11 protein-coding genes and 1 pseudogene are annotated in these 15,301 nt (G+C 72.2%); 4 read left to right on the forward strand and 8 right to left on the reverse strand.

What is annotated here, in order from left to right; genetic code table 11:
- Window positions 1-260: 260 nt before the first annotated feature.
- The 3 genes and pseudogenes from AB0N03_RS09905 to AB0N03_RS09915 form a co-directional block, all read left to right on the forward strand.
- Window positions 261-587, forward strand: a pseudogene (locus tag AB0N03_RS09905) (VC0807 family protein); the annotation flags it as partial.
- 44 nt (window positions 588-631) lie between these two features.
- Window positions 632-1,327 carry a hypothetical protein gene (locus AB0N03_RS09910; protein ID WP_364368183.1) on the forward strand — a complete coding sequence of 232 codons (696 nt, stop codon included), beginning with the start codon at window positions 632-634 and terminating at the stop codon, window positions 1,325-1,327.
- Entirely contained in the window at window positions 1,324-1,686 is a 363-nt protein-coding gene (locus AB0N03_RS09915; RefSeq protein WP_364368186.1) for a GntR family transcriptional regulator, read from the forward strand. Before AB0N03_RS09910 ends, AB0N03_RS09915 begins: the two co-directional genes overlap by 4 nt.
- A gap of 24 nt (window positions 1,687-1,710) precedes the next feature.
- On the opposite strand, the gene AB0N03_RS09920 is transcribed toward AB0N03_RS09915, so the two are convergent.
- From AB0N03_RS09920 to AB0N03_RS09940, 5 genes are all read right to left on the reverse strand, one after another.
- A complete protein-coding gene (locus tag AB0N03_RS09920) occupies window positions 1,711-2,502 on the reverse strand; it encodes an arginase family protein (protein ID WP_364368188.1) in 792 nt (263 codons plus the stop codon).
- Window positions 2,499-5,876: a pyruvate carboxylase gene (locus AB0N03_RS09925; protein WP_364368191.1), complete on the reverse strand. Its 3,378-nt coding sequence runs from the start codon at window positions 5,874-5,876 to the stop codon at window positions 2,499-2,501. The genes AB0N03_RS09920 and AB0N03_RS09925 overlap by 4 nt, the downstream gene beginning before the upstream one ends.
- A gap of 133 nt (window positions 5,877-6,009) precedes the next feature.
- Window positions 6,010-6,906 carry a S8 family peptidase gene (locus AB0N03_RS09930; protein ID WP_364368960.1) on the reverse strand — a complete coding sequence of 299 codons (897 nt, stop codon included), beginning with the start codon at window positions 6,904-6,906 and terminating at the stop codon, window positions 6,010-6,012.
- Window positions 6,907-6,949: 43 nt separating this feature from the next.
- On the reverse strand, window positions 6,950-9,208 hold the full coding sequence (locus AB0N03_RS09935) for a caspase family protein (RefSeq protein ID WP_364368194.1): 2,259 nt from the start codon (window positions 9,206-9,208) through the stop codon (window positions 6,950-6,952).
- Window positions 9,209-9,261: 53 nt separating this feature from the next.
- Entirely contained in the window at window positions 9,262-10,395 is a 1,134-nt protein-coding gene (locus AB0N03_RS09940) for an erythromycin esterase family protein (RefSeq protein ID WP_364368197.1), read from the reverse strand.
- Window positions 10,396-10,426: 31 nt separating this feature from the next.
- On the opposite strand from AB0N03_RS09940, the gene AB0N03_RS09945 reads away from it, so the two are divergent.
- On the forward strand, window positions 10,427-11,062 hold the full coding sequence (locus AB0N03_RS09945; RefSeq protein WP_364368200.1) for a TetR/AcrR family transcriptional regulator: 636 nt from the start codon (window positions 10,427-10,429) through the stop codon (window positions 11,060-11,062).
- Here AB0N03_RS09945 and AB0N03_RS09950 read toward each other — a convergent pair.
- The 3 genes from AB0N03_RS09950 to AB0N03_RS09960 are packed head-to-tail and all read right to left on the reverse strand — an operon-like array spanning window position 11,022 to window position 15,229.
- Window positions 11,022-11,495: a GNAT family N-acetyltransferase gene (locus AB0N03_RS09950; protein ID WP_364368203.1), complete on the reverse strand. Its 474-nt coding sequence runs from the start codon at window positions 11,493-11,495 to the stop codon at window positions 11,022-11,024. The two genes, AB0N03_RS09945 and AB0N03_RS09950, sit on opposite strands and share 41 nt — an antisense overlap.
- Complete coding sequence (recG, locus tag AB0N03_RS09955; protein ID WP_364368206.1) at window positions 11,492-13,645, reverse strand: ATP-dependent DNA helicase RecG; 2,154 nt, start codon at window positions 13,643-13,645, stop codon at window positions 11,492-11,494. Before recG ends, AB0N03_RS09950 begins: the two co-directional genes overlap by 4 nt.
- 3 nt (window positions 13,646-13,648) lie before the next feature.
- On the reverse strand, window positions 13,649-15,229 hold the full coding sequence (locus AB0N03_RS09960; RefSeq protein WP_364368209.1) for a DAK2 domain-containing protein: 1,581 nt from the start codon (window positions 15,227-15,229) through the stop codon (window positions 13,649-13,651).
- Window positions 15,230-15,301: the final 72 nt, after the last annotated feature.

Consider the following 15,301-nt stretch of genomic DNA (forward strand, 5'->3'; position numbering starts at 1 on the left):
CGCTCCGCCCGGGACCCCGGTTCGCGCACACCGCCTGGTGCGGGGTGACACCGGACACATCGAAAAAGTAGTCCCGAACGTGTCACACCTTCGAAGGGAAACCGATTTCTTGTCAACTTCGTGACAAGTTCACGAGGCTCGGCTGCGGAGCGCTGACAAGCACCCCGCCGAGTGCTCACGATTGTGCGTACGAACGGCGGAGCCAGCCCGACAGCCGGCAAAGCGGCGGATGACCCCCGGGACATCCCTGCTTCACCGGGCGGCCGCTGGTGCTGGATTCCGGCAAGCCGTTCGCCACCCGGGGCGACCCCGCGCTCGCCGAGGCCTACGAACGGGCCTGGGAACGGTCGGACCGCTTCCGCCGCACCGTCCGCGGCGTGACGGCGGTGTGGGCCGGCGCCTTCGCGCTCGACGCGGTCTTCCGCGTCGTGGTCGTCTACAGCCTGCCGCCCGAGCGCGTGGACGAGTCCGTGTGGCTTTCCCAAGTGCCGCTCGTCGTGGTGTTCGTGCTGGCCATCGCGGTGACCCGGCTGCGGATGCGCCCGATGCGGCCCGTCATCGAGTCCCACCGGGTCGCGGCGCGCTGACGAGGCTTGTATCGTGTGGTTGATACAAGCGAGGAGGTCCGGACATGCCCTGGGACAACGTGCTGGCGGTGGCGCTCTTCAGCGGGCTGATCGGCCTGGCGATCCTGATCGTGCTGTGGCCCGGCGAGAAGCACGGAAAGCGCTTGCTCGAACGCTGGGGCGTGCCGGATCCGGACGCCGCCGAGGTGGCGCTCGCCGTCCGGTACCTCAAGCGGCGCCGGCTCTGGTACCCGTGGCTCTACCTGGCGATCCCGCCCGCGCTCGGCGACACCGGGCCGGGCACGATCATCACGACGCTGCTGGTGGGCGGCCTGATCGCCGAGTTGCTGGCCCAGCGGCCGGCTCGCGCCCCGCGCCGCGAGGCCGTCCTCGCCCCGCGGACGCTGACCGGCATCGTCCCGGTCTGGGCGCTCGTGCTCAGCGGGCTGGCGTCGGCGGGCGCGATCGTGCGGCTGGTCTGGACCGCGCAGTGGACGCTGCTGGCGGCGGCCGTGGGCACCACGGTGGTCTGCTGGGTGATCACCGTGCTGGCGGTGCGCCGCCCGGCGGCCGGGGAGCCGCGGGCGGACCTGGCCCTGCGCCGCCGCAGCGGGCGGGTCGCGATCGGGCTGGGGATCGCCGGCTGCGCGGCGATCGGCTGGCCGGCCGGGAACTTCGGGTCGTTGCTGGCGGTCGTCGCCGGGCTGGCCGCGTTCCTGGCGGTGACCGCGCCGGTGAAACGGCAGCCGGCCGCGGCGTGAAGATCGTCGTCGACACCGAAAACGGCCTGGCGCCGTGGCGGCAGGTGCACGACCAGATCGTCCGCGCGGTGACGGCGGGGGCGCTCCCGGACGGGTCGCGCCTGCCGCCGATCCGCCAGCTGGCCCGGGACCTGGGACTGGCGTCCGGAACGGTGGCCCGCGCGTACCGCGAGCTGGAAACCGGCGGCTGGGTGGCCACAGCCCGCGCGCGCGGCACGGTGGTCACGACCCCCACGGACCGTCCCGACCCGACGGCCCTGCTCCTCACGGCGGCGATCGAGTACGCGACGCGGGCGCGGGACCTCGGCGCGGACGTCGAAGCGGCGGTGACCGCGGTCCGCGCGGCTTACCGGTCGTGAGTGTTTAGGGCGGTTAGAACCGCCCTAAACACTCACGAGAAGCCGACCCACCGCTTCAAGGACGGGTTTCAGCACCTCGACCTCGCGCGAAGTCCCCACGCACTCGGTGATGCCCGCGCCCACGACGTCGTAGGCCGCCAGCGCGTCCAGCGACGAGACCAGCTGCGGGATCGTCCAACCGTCCGGCTCCGGGTAATTGAGCCCCGCGAACTCCGAGGGGTCCAGCACATCCAGGTCCACGTGGACGTACAGCTTCTCCACACTCACCAGGGCATCCACCGACGTGACCGCCAAGCCCCGCGAGACGGCCGCCCGCTCCTCCGGGTCGAACACGCGCGTCCCCGGCAGGGCCACCTGACCCGGCGACAAAGCCGGGTCCGCCGCGAACTCCGGGTCGCCCTCGCCGAACAGCGACCGCAGCACCATCCCGTGGAACGCGCCCGACGGTGACGACTCCGCCGTGTTCAGGTCGGCGTGCGCGTCGAACCACACGACGCCCAGGCCCGGCCCGTGCCGGAAGCGGGCGACGCCGATCGGGACCAGCTCGACCCCGCAGTCGCCGCCGATCGTCAGGACCGGGCCGCCCGGGGCCTCCAGCGCCGCCAGCTGCGCCGCGCGGTTCGGGCCCGTCAGCTCCGCGCGAGAAAAAACACCCCGGTCTGCTTCGGACACCGAGCGCGTCTGCCGGACGTGGTGCACGGGCCGGCCGAGCACGTGCCCGGCCAGCTCCGCGAGCGCCAGGCAGCCCTCCGGCAGCTCCGCCGCCCGCGGCCCCACCGCGCCCTGGCGCTGCGGGACCGCGTTGACCAGCGTCACTCCAGCACCAGCAGCAGGTCACCGCCCTCGACCTGCTGGACGGAGTTGATCGCCAGCCGGCCGACCTTGCCCCCGGCGGACGCGGTGATCGACGCCTCCATCTTCATGGCCTCGATCGTCGCGACCGTCGCACCGGGCTCGACCGTGTCGCCTTCGGAAACCTGCAGCGTCACCACGCCGGCGAACGGTGCCGCGACCTGCTTCGGGTTGCCCTTCTCCGCCTTCTCGGTCGCCGGGATGTCCGAGGCGATCGAGCGGTCGCGAATCTGGATCGGCCGCAGCTGACCGTTGAGCGTCGACATCACCGTGCGCACGCCGCGCTCGTCGGCCTCGCCGATGGCCTCCAGCTCGATGAGCAGCCGCACGCCCGGCTCGAGGTCGACCGCGTACTCCTCCCCCGGCCGCAGCCCGTAGAAGAAGTCCTTGCTGGGCAGCACGGACGTGTCGCCGTAGGCCTCGCGGTGCGCCTCGAACTCCTTCGTGGGCGCCGGGAACAGCAGCCGGTTGAGCGTCCGGCGGGGGTGCTCGGCCAGCGATGAACGGTCCTCTTCGGACAGTTCCACGACCGGCTTCGCGGCCGCACGACCTTCGAGGGCCTTGGTGCGGAACGGCTCCGGCCAGCCGCCCGGCGGGTCGCCGAGCTCACCGCGCAGGAAGCCGATCACCGAGTCGGGGATGTCGAACTTGTTCGGCTCCGCCTCGAAGTCCGCCGGGGAGACACCCGCGCCGACCAGGTGCAGCGCGAGGTCGCCGACGACCTTCGACGACGGCGTCACCTTCACCAGGTGGCCGAGGATCTTGTCGGCGGCGGCGTACATCGCTTCGATGTCCTCGAACCGGTCGCCCAGGCCCAGGGCGATGGCCTGCGTGCGCAGGTTCGACAGCTGCCCGCCCGGGATCTCGTGGTGGTAGACGCGCCCGGTGGGCGAGGCCAGCCCGGCCTCGAACGGCGCGTAGATCTTGCGCACGCTCTCCCAGTACGGCTCCAGCTCGCCGATCGCGTCCAGGTCCAGCCCGGTCGTGCGGTCGGAGTGGTCGGTGGCCGCCACGATCGACGACAGCGACGGCTGCGACGTCGTGCCCGCCATCGACGACACCGCGCCGTCGACGGCGTCCGCGCCCGCGTTGATCGCCGCGAGGTAGGTGGCCAGCTGGCCACCCGCGGTGTCGTGGGTGTGGATGTGCACCGGCAGGTCGAACTCCTTGCGCAGCGCGGTGACCAGCTTGGTCGCCGCGGGCGCGCGCAGCAGGCCGGCCATGTCCTTGATCGCCAGCACGTGCGCGCCCGCGCCGACGATCTGCTCGGCCAGCTTGAGGTAGTAGTCGAGCGTGTAGAGGTTCTCGCCCGGGTCCGACAGGTCCGAGGTGTAGCAGAGCGCCACCTCGGCGACGGCGGAGCCGGTCTCGCGCACGGCTTCGATGGCCGGGCGCATCTGCTCGACGTCGTTGAGGGCGTCGAAGATCCGGAAGATGTCGATGCCGGTCTTCGTGGCCTCCTGGACGAAGGAGTGCGTCACCTCGGTCGGGTAAGGCGTGTAGCCGACGGTGTTGCGCCCGCGCAGCAGCATCTGGAGGCAGATGTTCGGCACGGCCTCGCGCAGCGCGGCGAGGCGCTCCCACGGGTCCTCGGCGAGGAACCGCAGCGCGACGTCGTAGGTCGCGCCGCCCCAGCACTCCAGCGACAGCAGCTGCGGCAGGGTGTTCGCGACGACCGGCGCCGCCGCGAGCAGGTCCTTCGTGCGGACGCGGGTGGCGAGCAGCGACTGGTGTGCGTCGCGGAACGTCGTGTCGGTGACGCCGATGTGCGGCGACTTCCGCAGCCACTCCGCGAACCCGCCCGGGCCCAGCTCGACGAGCTTCTGCTTCGAGCCGTCGGCCGGCTGGGCGTCCTTCGCGAGCTTCGGCAGCTTCAGCGTGGCGTCCGGTGTCTTCGGGCGCTCGCCGTGCGGCTTGTTGACCGTCTGGTCGGCGAGGTAGGTCAGCAGCCGCGTGCCGCGGTCGGCGGACTGCCGCGCCGTGAGCAGCCCCGGGCGCTCCTCGATGAACGACGTCGTGACGCGCCCCGCGCGGAAGTCCGGGTCGTCGAGCACGGCCTGCAGGAACGGGATGTTCGTGGCCACACCGCGGATCCGGAACTCGGCGACGGCGCGGCGCGCGCGGCCGACGGCGGTCTCGAAGTCGCGGCCGCGGCAGGTGAGCTTCACCAGCAGCGAGTCGAAGTGGGCGCTGATCTCGGTGCCGGAGAAGGCGGTGCCGCCGTCGAGCCGGATGCCCGAGCCGCCCGGCGAGCGGTAGGCGGAGATCATCCCGGTGTCCGGGCGGAAGCCGTTGGCCGGGTCTTCGGTGGTGATGCGGCACTGCAGCGCGGCGCCGCGCAGGTAGATCTTGTCCTGGCTCAGCCCGAGGTCGTCGAGGGTTTCGCCGGAGGCGATCCGCAGCTGCGACTGCACGAGGTCGACGTCGGTGACCTCTTCGGTGACCGTGTGCTCGACCTGGATGCGCGGGTTCATTTCGATGAAGACGTGGTTGCCCTGCTTGTCGAGCAGGAACTCGACGGTGCCGGCGTTGCGGTAGCCGATCTGCTTCGCGAACTTGACGGCGTCGGCGCAGATCCGGTCCCGCAGCTCGGGGTCGAGGTTCGGCGCGGGCGCCAGCTCGACGACCTTCTGGTGGCGCCGTTGCACGGAGCAGTCGCGCTCGTAGAGGTGGATGATGTTGCCCGCGCCGTCGGCGAGGATCTGCACCTCGATGTGCCGCGGCTCGACGACGGCCTTCTCGAGGAAGACGGTCGGGTCGCCGAAGGCGGACTCGGCCTCGCGCGCGGCGGCCTCGATGGACTCGCGCAGCTGGGCCGGCTCCTGGACGCGGCGCATCCCGCGCCCGCCACCACCGGCGACGGCCTTGACGAACACCGGGAAACCCAGGTCCTCGGCCGCCGCGACCAGCGCGTCGAGGTCGCTGGAGGGCTCGGACGACCCGAGCACCGGCACGCCGGCCTCGCGCGCGGCCTTGACCGCGCGGGCCTTGTTGCCGGTGAGCTCGAGGATGTCGGCGCTGGGCCCGACGAAGGTGATGCCCGCTTCTTCGCACGCGCGCGCGAGATCGGGGTTCTCGGAGAGGAAGCCGTAACCGGGGTAGACGGCGTCGGCCCCCGCCTTTTTCGCGGCGGCGACGATCTCGTCGACCGAGAGGTAGGCGCGCACGGGGTGACCGGGCTCGCCGATCTCGTACGCCTCGTCGGCCTTCAGCCGGTGCAGGGAGTTGCGATCTTCGTGCGGAAACACGGCGACGGTCCCCGCGCCCAGTTCGAAGCCGGCGCGGAACGCTCGGATCGCGATCTCCCCGCGGTTGGCCACCAGCACCTTGCGGAACATGCCCGGTCCTTCCCGTATGGATCGGTAAGTCAACGCACGTTACCCGGTTCTTCCCGCTCTGCGGGAGTTCAGTACCAGGTGATGGACATCATGCGCCGCGGAAGGTTGGCCGGGAGAGCGTCCGGGCAGCTTCTCAGGATCCCGCGAGCGCGTAAAGGAGCCGGTTGGCGGTGCCGTCCGGAACTCCTTGCAACGCGTTTGTGGTCGCGGCCTGAACAAGCGCTTGGTCCACCTGGTCGGGCGCGGCTTCCGGGTGCTGCGCGCGGTACACCGCCGCCACTCCCGCCGCGAACGCCGCCGCCATCGACGTGCCCGACTCCGGGCCCGCGCCCGTGCCGCCGGCGATCGGGCCCGGGACATCGACGCCCGGCGCGTACAGGTCGACGTCCTGGCCGAAGTTCGACGCCTGGTCCGGGTGGTCCCGGGTGTCCGTGGCCCCGACCGTCAGCGCCTCCGGCACCCGGCCCGGGGAGAAGCCGCTCGCGTCCGCCGTCTCGCTGCCCGCCGGGACCGCGATCGGGACCACCGCCGCCAGCCGTTCGACCGCCGCGTCGAGCCGGTCGTTCGGGACACCGCCGATGCCGAGGACGGCGACCGCCGGCTGCTGGGCGTTCTGCGCGACCCAGTCGATGCCCGCGATGATCTGGTCGGTGGCGCCGCCGCCGTCCTTGTCGAGCACCCGCACCGGCACGATCTGCGCGCCCTTCGCGACGCCGTAGGCCTTGCCCGCGGCGATCCCGGCGAGACGCGTGCCGTGGCCGTTGGTGTCGGCGGTGTCGGAACCGCCGTTCAGGAAATCCCGCCCGGGTGCGACGCGGCCCTCGAAGTCCGGGTGCTTCGCGTCGACGCCGCTGTCGATCACGTAGATCGTGACCCCGGAGGCATCGCTCGCGTAGTGGTAGGCGTGGTCGAGCCCGGCGCGCTGGTCGATCCGGTCCAGCCCCCAGCTGGGCGGATCCGGCTGCACCCCACCGGCGGCGACCGCCGGGGTCTGTCCGGCGAACACGACGGCCACGGCGGCGAGCAGCATCCTCATGATCGTCGTGGTACCCCGGCGGTGCCCGGGCGACAACTCAGGACTGTCGCTCGATCGGCTGATTCCGCCGGAGCCGGATGACCAGGACCCCGATGTCGACGGCCAGCAGGACGAGCCCCGATCCGGCGATCGCCGCTCCGGCGAAGGTCAGGGAGGAGTACTCCGCCAACCCGGCGATCGTCGGCGCGAGCACGCCCGCGAGTCCCACGGTGCCGGTGGCCAGCACGGCGGCACCGACCGGACGCGGGCGAAGGATCGCCGCGAAGACCGTGAGTGCGACGACGAGCAGCGCACCGAGGATGTAGTAGGCCGCCGCCCGCCCGCTTTCGCTGGTGTCGTGTTCGGACAGCTCGGCGAGCTGGGTGATCCATCCGCTCGCGACCACCAGCCCGAGCACGATCGCCACCCAGGCTTCCCAGCCACTCACCTTGCCGGCGCCGAGCCGGCCCGCTCGGCGCAGCGCCGCGAGGGCGCACGCCGCCGCGACCACCAGCGCGAGGTGCGCGAGCAGCTCGAAGGCGAACCCCGCGCCCAGCTCGGTACCCGAACCGTCGGCCAGGGTGATCATCTCGCCGAGGAAGCGCAGCAACCCGAACAGCGCACCGAAGCCGACGCCCACCAGCAGCGCGGGACCGACCCACTGCCTCGTCCGCGGCGCGAGGGTCAGGATTCCCGCGAGGACCGCGCACACCGCCACGACCACGGCGTAGATCTGCATCCCCGGCCGGTACTCGGCCAGGCTGTACTCGCCGTAGCGGTAGTCCAGGCCCAGGCCGGTCACCGCGAACACCGCGCCGGCGATGGCGACGATCCCGGCGGTCCCGGCCACCGGATCCGCCGCCACGGGTTCGGGGGAGCGCCCCAATGTGGCCTTGGTTGCGTCTGACGCACCCAAGGCCGCCTTCGGTGCGTCTGACGCACCGAAGGCCACATTGGGGCGCTTCACCGGCTCGGGTTCCGGCACTGGGTCGGGTTCCGGCTCGGGCGGGGCAGCCACCGGCGGCTCGGGCTCGATGGGTCCGGCCGGTGGCGGCTCCTCGGCGACGGGCTCGGGCTCGGGCTCGGCGACGGGGACCGCCTCGATCTCCACCGCCACCACGACATCGCCGGTCGGCCCGGTCACCACGACCTTCCCTTGCCGCGTCCCCGATTCCCCGGCCGTGACCGACAGTTCCGCGCCCGAAGCCGTCTGCGCCACCGCGATCCACGAGTGCGACGCCTCGAACCGCACCTCCCGCGCCACCGGCGGGCCCGAAACCCGCAGCGAAGCCGAAGCACGCGAACCCGCCGGCGCCGACAGCCGCACCGACGAAACATCCACCCGCACCACCGCGGAACCCAAAGCGTCCGACGCCGCCGCCGCGACGTGCTCGATGTCCGTCGACGCCAGCACCTTCAGCGCCTCGAACGCTCCCATCGCCACCGGCAGGTTGTCGCTCGACAACCGCCGCCGCAGCTCCGCCACCGCGCCCAGCCGGGTGAACGGGTTCTCCGCCTGGATCGCGGCCGCCAGGTCCGCCGGGATCGGAGACGGCTTGATCCGGCGGCGCCTGCTCTTCGCCAGGTACAGCTCGCCCTGCATCTCGATGTCGCGGCTCGGGGTCTGCTTCGGGTTGCGCTCGCGGACGCGGTCGAACAGGTACTCGTACAGCTCGCCGAGCGCGATCCAGCCGTCCTCGTCGCGGTCGGCCTCCCCCGTGCGCAGCCCCTCCACCAGTGCCGACGTGAACACCGACGGCTGCGCGGGCTGCCCCTCGGCCAGCCGGGCACCCTCGAAGGCGTACTCGATCGAGTTCGACGCCGTGATGACCGCACGGCCGCGGCCGCCGCGGAAGCTGTCGAGCACGTTCGCGTCGCCCGACGCCCGCACCGCCACGCCCTCCCCGAACGCCCCGCCGTAGCAGCAGTCCAGCAGGAGGACGACGCTGCGCGAGCGGCTCTGCCGGATGCACTGCTGCACGAAGTGCGCGGGCACGGCCGTCGACCCGAGCCGGTCGGGCCGGGTGTTGCGGGCGGCGAAGAACAGCTGCCCGGTGCCGTCCTTCAGGCCGTGGCACGAGAAGTGCAGCAACAGTACGTCGTCGGGCCTGCCCTCGAGGCAGAGGTCCTCGATCTCCGCCTGCACGACGTGCGCGGTCTCGTTGCGGACCACGCGGACCTCGAAGTCGCTGACCGCACGATCGGCCAGCACCCCGGCGAGGGCGTCCGCGTCCGCCGCGGGGGAGCCCAGCCGCTGCAGCCCCGCGTTGTCGTACTCGCCGTTGGCGACGATCAGCGCCCGCCTCCGCCCGCCCATACCGGAAGGAAACGCCCACCGGCGCGTTACGGCAAGCAGCCGAACGGGCAGACCTATCCGGCGGCGGCCTGGAAAATCGTTTCCTGCCCTTTCAGGCAGACGACGGCGTCGAACGCGGCCGCCACGTCGACCGCCGGCGCCACGTGCGCGTGCCGGATGCTCGACGCCACGGGGTGCGCGACCACGCACGGCGCCCGAGACGCCAATACCGCCTCCACGCTGCCTTCCGCGGGCGCCGCCAGGGCCTGCTCGAACATCCGGAAGCCGAGCCGGGCTTCCGGAGCGGGCACGAGGCCGGTGGTCGTCCCGGAGACGGCGGTGAGCGCCAGGGCGAAGTACTTGTCCCCCAGTTCCGCGGCGAGGTGGGTGCCCGCCGACGGTGCCGTCATGCCGGGCATCGGCGAGAACGGCACGCGCTGGAGGTGTCCGTTGTGGAGCATCAGGACGAGCTTCTCACCGGGGTGCAGCCGCCGCAGCAGCCGCACGGTGGCCGCCATGTACGCGTCCCGCGACGAACTTTGCGGCTCGGGCGCGCGGCCCGCCATCAGCGCGTCCAGCTCTCGCAGGTAGAGGTCGACGCGCAGCGCGCCCTCCGCGTCATGCGCGGCGTCGGGCGCCAGCGACTCGACGTGTCCTTTGAGGACAGTCAGCGCCGTGGTGGCCGCGTCCCGCGCCGCGACGCTCATCTCCTTGTACCTTCCCGGCGCGACCGCACTGCTCACGGACGCGTACGGCTCGCAGGCTGTCAGCGCTGTATCCACAAGGGACACGTTGGCGGGATCGACCCGCGACAGGACTTCACGGACCGCGCGCAGCGAAGGCACCGGCGACCCCGCGGAACCCGGCACGTCCAGACCGGCGAACCGGACACCGCGGCCGCGCAACCAGGTCAGCATCTCGTGCACCTCGGCCGAGTCACCCAGGCCGAACGTGAAGCCGTCCCGTGCGATGTCGGCGACGTCACCAGGGCCACCCCGAAGCCACGTGTCGACCAGGTGCCCTTCGGGAAACCCGCCTTCGAAGCCGAGGACGGTGAACCCGCGCTCGGCGACCAGGTGCCGGAGGAGGCGGTCGCGCAGCACCCCGAACTCGCGGATGTGATGGTTGTTCTCGCCGATCGCGACGACCTCGGCGTCGCCGATCAGGTCGGCGATGGACGTGACGTCGATGGACCCCGGTTCTGGCATACTGGGCACACTAACGCAACAGGAGTAGCAGTTGGCCACCGAGATTTCCGGCACGAGACGGCCGGGCGGACGCACCGAGCGGACCCGCCTCGCCGCCCTGAACGCCACCCTCGAGCTGCTCGGCGAACGCGGGTACGCCGAGCTGACCGTCGAGGCGGTCGCCGAACGCTCCGGCGTGCACAAGACGACGCTGTACCGCCGCTGGGAGTCCGCCGAAGGCCTGGTCGCGGCGGCCCTGCTGATGGGGACCGAGCAGGAGTGGACGGCCCCGGACACCGGTTCCCTGGAAGGCGACCTGCGCGGGATCAACCTCGAGCTGGTGCACTACTTCACCTCGCCGGGCGAGCGCGAGCTGCCGACGGCGTCGATCTCGGCGGCCTTCCTCTCCTCCCGCGCGGCGGACGCCCTGCAGGAGTTCTACGTCGACCGCCACGCGCGCTCGGCGGTGGTGGTCGACCGGGCCGTCGAGCGCGGCGAGGTCCCGCCCGGCACGGACGCCGTCGAGGTCGTGCGCGTGGCGTGCGGACCGATCTTCTACCGCCTGTTCGTCTCGCGCGAAGGCGTGACGCCGCGGGACGCCGGGATCGCCGCCGCCGCGGCCACCGCGGCGGCCAAAGCGGGGATCTTCACGGCAGCGAACGCCGGAACCGCATCTCCTCCAGCGTGACGCGCCCTTCGTCGATCGTCTCGGTCTGGGTCGCGCCGTCGGGCGCCCAGCCCTGCCGGACGTAGAAGGCCTTCGCCCGCTCGTTCGTCGAGAGCACCCACAGGACGGCGCTGTCGCCGGACAGTTCTTCGAGGACCCGGTCGTGCAGCGCCCGGCCGAGGCCGCGGCCCCAGTACTCCGGCAGCAAGTACAGCGCGTAGAGCTGCGCGTCCCCGAACGCGGCGAACCCCGCGACGACGCCGTCTTCCTCGGCGACCAGCACCCGGCCGACGTTCCCGTCGATGCGCCGGCCCCACGACGCCACGCGCGACTCGACCGAGAGGCGCGCGAGGAAGTCCTCCGGCATCAGGCCCGCGTACGCCGCCTGCCACGACGCCACGTGGACCTCGCCGATCGCCTGCGCGTCGGCCACCTCGGCGTCGCGGATGATCAACTCTTCTCCAGGTACTCCGCGCGGTCGACGTCGACGACGTCGGCGACCATCTGCGCCAGGCCGTGGTACTTCTTCAGGTCCGGGTCCTTCTCGATGATCTCCTGCGCGCTGGTCCGCGACGCGGCGATCACGTCCTCGTCCCGCAGCAGCGACAGCAGCTTGAGCGTCGAGCGCTTGCCGGATTGCGCGGCGCCGAGGATGTCGCCTTCGCGGCGCAGCTCGAGGTCCAGCTGCGACAGCTCGAAGCCGTCGGTCGTCGACTCGACCGCCGCCAGCCGTTCGCGCGTCGCGGTGCCGTCGAGGGCCTCGGTGACCAGCAGGCAGACCCCCGGCACGCTGCCCCGGCCGACGCGGCCGCGCAGCTGGTGCAGCTGGCTGACGCCGAAGCGGTCGGCGTCCATGATCACCATCGCGGTCGCGTTCGGGACGTTGACGCCGACCTCGATCACCGTGGTGGCGACGAGGACGTCGAGGGTGCCCGCGGAAAACGCCCGCATCACGGCGTCCTTCTCGTCGGCCGGCATCCGGCCGTGCAGCACACCGATCTTCAGCCCCTGAAGCGCGCCGTGCTCCAGTTCGGGCGCGACTTCGAGGACCGCGAGCGGCGGCCGCTTGTCGCTCTTGTCCGACGGCGGCTCGTCGCCGATCCGCGGGCACACGACGTAGGCCTGGTGGCCCTTGCCGACCTCTTCGCGGACCCGCTGCCAGATCCGGTCGAACCAGGCCGGTTTTTCGGCGACCGGCACGACCGTGGTCTTGATCGGCGACCGCCCGACCGGCATCTCGCGCAGCGCGGAGACCTCCAGGTCGCCGTACACAGTCATCGCGACCGTGCGCGGGATCGGCGTCGCGGTCATGACGAGGACGTGCGGGCTGGTGTCACCGGCGCCGCGGGTGCGCAGCGCGTCCCGCTGCTCGACGCCGAACCGGTGCTGCTCGTCGACGACGGCGAGGCCGAGGTCGGCGAACTCGACGTGGTCCTGGATCAGCGCGTGCGTGCCGACGACGATGCCGGCTTCGCCGCTGACGATCTCCAGCAGCGACTTCTTGCGTTCCTTCGCACCCATCGACCCGGTGAGCAGCGTGACCTTGGTGGCGTTCTCCGCGGCGCCCAGCTCGCCCGCCTGGCCGAGGTCACCGAGCATTTCCCGCAGCGACCGCGCGTGCTGCGCGGCGAGGACCTCGGTCGGCGCCAGCATCGCGGTCTGCCGCCCGTTGTCGACGACCTGCAGCATGGCCCGCAGCGCGACGATCGTCTTGCCGGAACCGACCTCGCCCTGCAGCAGCCGGTTCATCGGGTGCTCGGAGGTCAGGTCCGTGGCGATCTCGTCGCCGATCCCCCGCTGGCCCGCGGTCAGATCGAACGGCAGCCGCTTGTCGAAAGCGTCCATCAGGCCCCCGCTGACGTGCGGGTTCGCCTTCGCCGGCCGCGAGATGGCCGAGTGACGCCGCTGCGCGAAGATCAGCTGGACGGCCATGGCCTCGTCCCACTTGAGCCGCTTCTTCGACGCCTCGAGGTGCGCCCAGTTGGCCGGGCGGTGGATGCCGTGCAGCGCGGTGTCGAGGTCCGACAGCTTGTGCAGCCGCCGCAGCTCCGCCGGCATCGGGTCGTCGTCGACTTCGAGGACGTCGAGCACCTGGCGCACGCACTTCGCGATCGACCACGTCGGCATGCCCTGCGCCGCCGGGTAGACCGGGATGATCGCGGCGAGGAAGTCGTCCATCGCCTCGGCCTCGCGGTCGGCCTCGAACAGCTCGTACTCGGGGTTGGTCAGCTGCAGGGTGTCGCGGAAGGCGGACACCTTGCCGGCGAACAGGCCGGTCTTGCCGGGCACGAGGTCCTTCTCGCGCCACGCCTGGTTGAAGAAGGCACAGGTGAGCCGCCGCTTCCCGTCGGTGATCACCATGTCGAGGATGGTCCCGTTGCGGGACTTCATCCGCCGCTTGCTCACCTTTTCGACCCGCGCCAGCACGGTGGCGTGCTCGCCCAGCTCGAGGCCGGCGATGTCGGTGAGCTCGCCGCGCTCGGCGTAGCGGCGCGGGTAGTGGCGCAGCAGGTCGCTGACCGTCTCGATGTCCAACGCCGTGGCGAGCGCCTTCGCCGTCTTGGCGCCCAGCAGCAGCGGCAGCTTGTCGCGCAGTCCGGCCATCGGCTATTCGACTCCCATCAGCAGCACGGCTTCCGCCTGGCCACTGGCGTAGCTGGTCAGCTCCACCTCCGGGTGCTCCAGCCGCAGCTGTTCCGCGAGCTCCTCGGCGACCCCCGGCGGGGCGGCGACCCCGCTCAGCACCGTCACCAGCTCGCCGCCCAGCGCCAGCATCCGGTTCAGCACCTTCATCGCGGCCGCGACCAGGTTCGTCTCCGACGCCGGTGCCGGCTCGATCAGCACCACCTCGTCGTCGACCAGGCCGACCACGTCGCCGGACTGGGCCCGGCCCACCCAGGTTAGCGACTCCTCCCGCGCGATCCGCAGTTCGCCACGCCTGGTCGCGGCGGCCGCTTCGGCCATCGCGACGACGTCGTCGTTGGTGCGGCGGCCGGCGTCGTGCACGGCGAGGGCGGCCAGGACCTGCACCGGCGAGACGCACGGGATGACCACGACGTCCCGGTCGGCGGCCATCGCGTGCCCGGCCGCCGTGTCGACCGCCGAGGTGAGGGCGACGCTGCCCGGCAGCACGGTGACGTGCCGGCCCGCGGCCTCGTTGAGCAGGCTGATCACGTCCTCGACGCTGGGGGTTCCGCCTTCGGGCACGGCGAGCACCGGGATGCTCTCGGCGCGCAGCAGCTCGGCCAGCTCACCGCCGTGCACGACGGCGACGACCGTGCGGTCGATCGGCGTCGTGGCCAGCTCGATCGGCGTCGGCGTGAGCAGCGGCTCGACGCGGATCTTGCGCGGACGGCCGAGCGTGAGCCCGGCTTCGATGGCGGCGCCGATGTCGGCGCAGTGGACGTGCACGGCGTGGTTGCCCGAGCCGTCGCCGGCCACGGTGACGCTGTCGCCGAGGCCGCTCAGCTCCTTGCGCAGCGTCGGCAGGCTCGCCTCCTCGACGCCGTCGAGGAGGTACATGACCTCCCAGGCGTAGGCCGCGGCCTGCGGGATCGCGTGCACCTCGAGGGGGTGCTCCTGCTGGAGCGGGGCGCCGGTGAGCACGCCGACCAGGGCGTCGAGCACGGCGACGAGCCCGCGGGCGCCAGCGTCGACGACCCCCGCCTTGGCCAGCGCGGGCAGCTGCAGCGGCGTCTTCTCGAGGGCGTGCGCGGCTTCCTTCGCGGCCTCTTGGGCGACCTCGGCGAGGGACCGGGTCTCGCCGCGCACGGCGAGGGCGACGGCGTGCAGGACGGTGAGGATGGTGCCGGCGACCGGGCGGCTCACCGCGCCGGTGGCGACCTCATCGGCGTGCCCGAGCGCCTTCGCCAGCCACTCGCCGTCGAGCTCTCCTTGAGCGCTGTCGGCGAGCCCGCGGACGACCTGGGAAAGGATCACACCGGAGTTGCCCTTGGCCGAAGCGACGGCGCCCCGGGCGAGGATCTTCAGCGCTTCGGCGGCTGTTGCGGGCTCGGACTTCTCGAGTTCCTGGGCCGCGCCGGACATCGTGAAGAGCATGTTGGAGCCGGTGTCGGAGTCCGCGACGGGGTAGACGTTGATCTCGTCGATGGCCGGCCGCAGGCTCGCGAGAGTGCGTACACAGCCCGCTGCCCAGGCCGACACCATCGCCGTGTCCAGCACCCGCACCCCGTAACCTCCTGACCGGTCCCGGGCAGCGTATCGACCCGGTGCTCGGGCCCGGGAAGCCGCTGGTTACTA

This window comes from Amycolatopsis sp. NPDC051061, from assembly GCF_040682935.1.
Classification (GTDB): Bacteria; Actinomycetota; Actinomycetes; order Mycobacteriales; family Pseudonocardiaceae; genus Amycolatopsis.

What these genes read in the sequence shown, in the direction of transcription:
- AB0N03_RS09925 (WP_364368191.1), bottom strand. Translation starts at nt 5,876, where the DNA reads ATGTTCCGCAAGGTGCTGGTGGCCAACCGCGGGGAGATCGCGATCCGA.
- AB0N03_RS09935 (WP_364368194.1), bottom strand. Translation starts at nt 9,208, where the DNA reads ATGGGCGGGCGGAGGCGGGCGCTGATCGTCGCCAACGGCGAGTACGAC.
- AB0N03_RS09930 (WP_364368960.1), bottom strand. Translation starts at nt 6,906, where the DNA reads ATGCTGCTCGCCGCCGTGGCCGTCGTGTTCGCCGGACAGACCCCGGCG.
- AB0N03_RS09940 (WP_364368197.1), bottom strand. Translation starts at nt 10,395, where the DNA reads ATGCCAGAACCGGGGTCCATCGACGTCACGTCCATCGCCGACCTGATC.
- AB0N03_RS09910 (WP_364368183.1), top strand. Translation starts at nt 632, where the DNA reads ATGCCCTGGGACAACGTGCTGGCGGTGGCGCTCTTCAGCGGGCTGATC.
- recG (WP_364368206.1), bottom strand. Translation starts at nt 13,645, where the DNA reads ATGGCCGGACTGCGCGACAAGCTGCCGCTGCTGCTGGGCGCCAAGACG.